At 46.4% G+C, this 2,666-nt stretch carries 2 protein-coding genes; both read right to left on the reverse strand.

Annotated features, from left to right (window positions below):
• Positions 1 to 381: 381 nt before the first annotated feature.
• Complete coding sequence (locus RTI30_RS13845) at positions 382 to 1,653, reverse strand: transposase (protein ID WP_312284087.1); 1,272 nt, start codon at positions 1,651 to 1,653, stop codon at positions 382 to 384.
• Between the two features lies 1 nt (position 1,654).
• Positions 1,655 to 2,666, reverse strand: a 1,012-nt coding sequence (locus RTI30_RS13850; RefSeq protein WP_312284088.1) for a Druantia anti-phage system protein DruA, incomplete at its 5' end; no start/stop codon positions are given.

The raw sequence follows: 2,666 nt of genomic DNA on the forward strand, positions 1-2,666 counted from the left end.
CCAGTTGGAAAAAATAGACGAATACGTGCGGGTTGGTAAAAGTGGACTTTCGCAAATTTGAATGGAATGGCGTAAAGGCAAGGTCCAATGAGAGTAGGCCTTGGGGCTTGTCAGCATGGGAATTTGGGAATTAATTAGGCCAGGTTTGAGTGTTTTGGTAGACCCGGTAGAATTACAGAATCGTAGACTATACACAAAATGGCATATATGGGTGTTATAGTGGTAGGCAATGGAAAAAAATAGGTTGAGGCTATAGTGTTTTGATATAATTAGCGGAATGGGAAGGTTGGGTGAGGCGTATTATGTAAGTATTGGGATTTTATGGGGGTAGGAGGATGGATTATGCATTTGTTCGGAGGCAACAACTTTAGGTGGATTTTTTTAGACAGCTTGTGCGAGCACTTCAATTAATTTTTGTATTGACGGGGAATCAGACGGAAATTGAAGGGATGAAATGTGCGCACTCCATAATTGTTTACGCAAAGCACCCATTGCATCGGCAAAAGAAGGCGTACCTTTTTTCGGGTACCAGGGATAAGGTGCAGGAGATGGTGTTTTTGCATCAGCGAACCAAAACCATACCAGGGAGTAGAGAAGGAACGCTAGACCACAGGCGCGTTCTGGTCCAAGTTTTTTCCAACTTTGGGGGTCTTCAGCGCGAAGGAATTGCTTTGCATTTCTAAACGTCTCTTCGATTGGCCAGCGGATAATGTAGTCAGCGACCACCTGAGTAGGTTCCGACGAGGTATCAGTTGTGAAGAAGAAATCATCAGGTTGCTTTCCGGTTGGATCTCGGACTATTACCAAAAGAATCGGGCTTTTACTTGTTTCCCACCATAAGACGGCCTGGCACCATAGGAGATAATCGACCAACTGGCCGCGTTTGTTGACCTTGCACAAAGTCCATTCATTTTCCTTTAGTTGGCTTGCGAATGCTCGAGGCGAGAGGAGGCGGTGGCCTTTTTTGGGATGTGGTCCCCTTTTACCTTTTTCTCTTTTAGTAGGTGGCAGGCCGTAGATCCTTGCATCCCGTCTAATTCGTGATGTGACGTGAGTTTGGGGTAGACCTCTACCGGCAAGTATAGCATATGCTCCGTCACAAACGAGTTTAAATTTACGATTAGGGAACAACGATACCAGATGTAGGATCATTTCCTCTGCCAGTTCCCAGTTTTTCTTGTCGTCTTTCCTGTGGACGCGGAGGTTGACCGGAAAGGCTACGTAAACATTCAATGGAAGTCTGATTTGTATGGTAAGAACAACTAAGTTGAGTCCTAGTGCTAAAAAAGTCTTCCTTGCGGTGGAATGTACGGCGTCGCGATAGATTCCAACGCCTTCGATCTTGTATCCCGACTTATGAATAAGAGTATCGTCGATTGCAATCAAGATATCACCGACAGAAGCAAAGGTATTTATAATGAGACGGGCTACATTATCCCAGAGATCACCCATGCTCCACACACGGCAGCGGATAAAGCCGTGGTACGCATCATGAGAGTGTTTTTCCTGGAGATTGGTGACCGAAATCATATGAGTAATGGTATGGCGACCGGGACATAGTATCCAGGCAGAGCACAAAGTGATAAATAGTTCGAAGGATGGCCTGGTAAAGGCGCAAGCAAACATAGTGAGTAATTCGTTCCAATTAGACATCTTATGCACCACCTTTAAGGATCTTTCGGAAGTTTTTGTTCAGAGGATAAAGATATACGTCTTTGAAGCATTTTCTCCTTCGTCCAGGGCGTCTGACTTTGCCTGTTCCTTTGGTTTCCCCGACGTAGATCCAATTGGCTGCTTGATAGCAAGTACCCAAGAAACGATATGATTCTACAAATGTCTCCAGCATAACCGGACTATAAGAGTATATTTCTTGCCAATCACGGGGTAATTGTCTGGCAGCCAACCCAAGAACGCACGAGGCGAGGTTGTGAACTTTAACCCAAGGTAGTATCAGGAATCGGGCATTATTTACAATAAGATGGAGGTTTCTTTCTCTTTGTTCCGAGGTCCAACCGATAAATTTGTCGCGGGGTGCCGTTTTCCAGGCGGAGGCAGCGAAGCCGATAACACCCAATATTTGGCCTCCGTTTTCAATAAAATAGCGAATTTGTGCGCCAGGCAATTTCGTGTAACCGAGGTAATGATAGCGAGTAACAAATTCTCGCCATAAGTGCAATTCATCCTTCGTGATCGCGCGCCTTAAGGCAAGATCAGGAAAGTCTTTTGCGGAACCGATGATTTTCGTGCCCGGAGCGTCCGATGCTGAAGTGATAATGAGAGGCCGGGGTTTCGGAGAAAAACTGTATCGTGGCAGCGGCAAACTTATCAGACCGTCTTTATCCATCCGTATGAGGGCAACCCGGCAGGACATGTCCTTAATTCTCCCATCCGGCCTCAACCATTGAAGTTCTCGACATACAGCTTGCGAGATCGCTTGACGCGTAGGGTATTGGGCGGGTGAACCAATGATTTGGCGGATTATTTCGATGTCAGTTTCAGTGAAGTCTCGCCCGCAGTAACGGACCTTTTCTTGCAACTTTTGGCACCCCCTCGACCGATGCCAAAAGTCTATCACATCGCTGAAATCGTGTCCAAGCCGATTTAAGCTCCTGTATAGAATTTGTGCCCCCCTTGCTCGCACAATCACCGGATACCGCGGCGTACCG

It is taken from the genome of Candidatus Igneacidithiobacillus taiwanensis (assembly GCF_031962545.1).
GTDB classification, from domain to species: domain Bacteria; phylum Pseudomonadota; class Gammaproteobacteria; order Acidithiobacillales; family Acidithiobacillaceae; genus Igneacidithiobacillus; species Igneacidithiobacillus taiwanensis.

What these genes read in the sequence shown, in the direction of transcription:
- RTI30_RS13845 (WP_312284087.1), bottom strand. Translation starts at nt 1,653, where the DNA reads ATGTCTAATTGGAACGAATTACTCACTATGTTTGCTTGCGCCTTTACC.